The sequence below is a fragment of the Mesotoga sp. HF07.pep.5.2.highcov genome (assembly GCF_003666285.1).
GTDB classification, from domain to species: Bacteria; Thermotogota; Thermotogae; order Petrotogales; family Kosmotogaceae; genus Mesotoga; species Mesotoga prima.
Genome location: NZ_JFHJ01000701.1, coordinates 1 through 2,726, shown reverse-complemented (window position 1 = coordinate 2,726; position 2,726 = coordinate 1). Strand labels below are relative to the sequence as shown.

At 47.7% G+C, this 2,726-nt stretch carries 1 protein-coding gene; it reads right to left on the bottom strand.

Translation table 11 applies throughout. From position 1 onward, the window contains the following. Nucleotides 1-338 precede the first annotated feature (338 nt). Complete coding sequence (locus BG32_RS14950; RefSeq protein ID WP_121527069.1) at nt 339-2,192, bottom strand: InlB B-repeat-containing protein; 1,854 nt, start codon at nt 2,190-2,192, stop codon at nt 339-341. Nucleotides 2,193-2,726: the final 534 nt, after the last annotated feature.

The window sequence follows — 2,726 nt, the reverse complement described above, 5'->3', positions numbered from 1 at the left end:
GTCATAGCTTATATATCTACAACAGACCACAGGACCCGGTCAGTCCCTATTTTCGCTCTCGCCTTCTCGTGAGCGAATCGAACTCACAAATATCCTATTTCTCAGCTCTTCCAAGCGTTCAGCGACCAGCGAAAAGCGGTTCTTTTATGGGAGATCCCGCACAGACGCACTGCGAGATGACAGTCCTTCACGTCATATGAAAAGCTCCTGTTGAGGATCTGGGCTTGGGTCTCAGCGAAGGACGGGTCCATGATCTGGGACGAAGGACCAAGGACGGCTCTTCACAGCGCTCAGCGTCTGCTGGCAAGCCTCCTGTGGTTCTTTGATAATGATTCAATTTACTCAAGAGGCAAGGTCGAAAAGTTAATTACTGTCGGTGTTCCTTCAGTATCCGGGAGAGAAATAGGCACAATCTCCAAAGTAAAATCGCTGCCAGGTTCTAGAAGCAGAGGGGTTTCGATCTCTGTGTGATGCGTCTTCGTGGAAAAGAGTGTCTCTGTTCCCATCATTACTGAGACGTTAAATGCTAGGTTCTCTGCTTCAAGGGCGAGTGCAGGTTCAACACCAAAGACAATTGCCATTGGAATTGAATAAGGAAAATCCTCCTGGCCGTCAAAAGGGCTGATCCCAAATGGGAATAAGTCCCATAGAGCTATCCACTCCTTTATTGCATCTCCTAATGCTCCACATTCCCCCGTTACGTTGATGTTGTCTATTCCAGTGTGGTCTAGCCTAACGCACTGATAGGTGTACTGTGATTTACCAGCGTCATCTGTCTTTAGCTTAACATCTGATTTCGGATGGAGACCGGTAATGTTCAGGGTGAGATCACAGTTCTTGGCTGGCTTTCCGTCTTCTTTCGCAACTGTAACTGTGACTGTATGAGAACCGGGAGAGATATTGACATCATATGGCGGATCGATAGTAAGCGTGTAGTCACAATCGCATTCAATATCTGCGGCCTCCATTATCGCATCAAAGTGTTCAGTTAGAGGCTGGGCACCACCCCAGGTCTGAGCCATTATACTTGGAGGGCTCCCTTCAGGCTGAGGATTATCATTGACGTAGTTCCCATCCTCGTCATTATGATACTCGTCATCCAGACCCATCATGTGTCCCATTTCATGAGCGATAACGGGACCTGTGTCGAGGCTGTCCCACTCACCCGTCGTGGTTTCTGTCGATCCAGGAGTCGGCAGAGGAGTAGCCACCCAAGAGGTATGGCTACTGTTGACTTTCTTGACTTCTACAACATGGGCGTCATCCGGTGGTTGAGCCCCTTCTGCGAGGACGGAAAAATCAAACTCGAATTTCACAGTACAGCATCCGTCTCCCCATTCACGTGAACCGTCAGCCCCATTCCAAATTGCTTCGGCATCAGTCTCCCATGCTTCAACCTGTGTTTCCGAGGCTCCTGCACCATGAAAGACCACTTTCACAGTGACAGTGTATTCGCAGGGTCCACCAGAGACAGTGGTTGTTTGTGGTGAAAAGCTCGTCAACGGATATTCGGCAGGGTAGTAAGCGTTGAGGATAACTTCGGCAAAGTCTGAAAGCAAAACAGGCGGGATACTGTACATCATAACGGTATCTTCAGTCAAAAGATTCACTAAAACAGACTTTCCCGATTCATCTCCGCTCACCAGAAATGCTACAGCTATGAGAGCCCTGATAGTTAGATTTTCGTCATCGAGATAATCCTCCAGATCATCAAGAGTTGACTGATCGAGCTGATTTCTTTGAAGAGCATAGGCTGCAGCCCATCGATTCAAAGGATCGTCGTCTTCAAGAAGATTCAGGAACCTCTGGATATTGCTCGGGACCAACGGAATAAGCTCTTCGCCATGCCTAAAGGATAATGGGGTAAGCGGGTCTAGCTTATCAATGATGCTGCCAATCTGATCCAAAACGAAGACGGCTTTGATAGTCTTGCTCTTGTCCATAGTCACGGTCGTTGTAGTTGAATCAGGCGAGGCTACTTCACCTTCCCAGGAGTCGAATTCCCAACAGCTTTCGGGAAATGCTTTTACTGTAACTACTTGGTTCTTATTAAATTCATGGACTCCTTCGGATGGATCCGTAGTTCCACTGCCTCCTATCTGAATTGTGAGAGCGTATTTTAGGGCGGGACAACTAACAAGAAAGATGATTGCTAAAGAAAGCACAATCAAGAAAAGAAATGTTCGACGCATTGTAGCACCCCCTTCAAATTAGTGAGCGCTTGATAGGAATCAATCGAGGTTGGAAAATGTAGGACACAGCAAATGACTGCTTGACAAAGTGATTATACATTAGTAAAGGTGTACGTCAAAGAATTCGAACCTCACCTCTTTACACCAGTCGAAGAACTGGGTATCGAGCATGGAGTCTCGGGTCTGGTGAAAAGAAACGGTTTGCTCTACAAGAAGTGTTATGGAGCAGTATGCAAAGGCTATCATCCTGTATAGGCTTTTGGAACCCTCTCACACTGTCATCCCGAGCTTGTTTCGGGATCTTTGTTTTGCTCCTCTCGGAGGACGGTGGACCGTTGACGGACAACGTTGTCTTCACAGCGTTCAGCGGGTTTTCGTTTTTTAGCGTATAGCGGTTCTTAGTGCGAGATCCCGTGCAGAGTCATCACGGGATGACAATTTCAGACGATTATGCAGTTCTCTTGTAGGGGCGAACGGCCGTTCGCCCGAAGGAGGTCTTGGTTGGAATCTCTGCCTTTTACGCGAAAAAGGGAC

What these genes read in the sequence shown, in the direction of transcription:
- BG32_RS14950 (WP_121527069.1), bottom strand. Translation starts at nt 2,192, where the DNA reads ATGCGTCGAACATTTCTTTTCTTGATTGTGCTTTCTTTAGCAATCATC.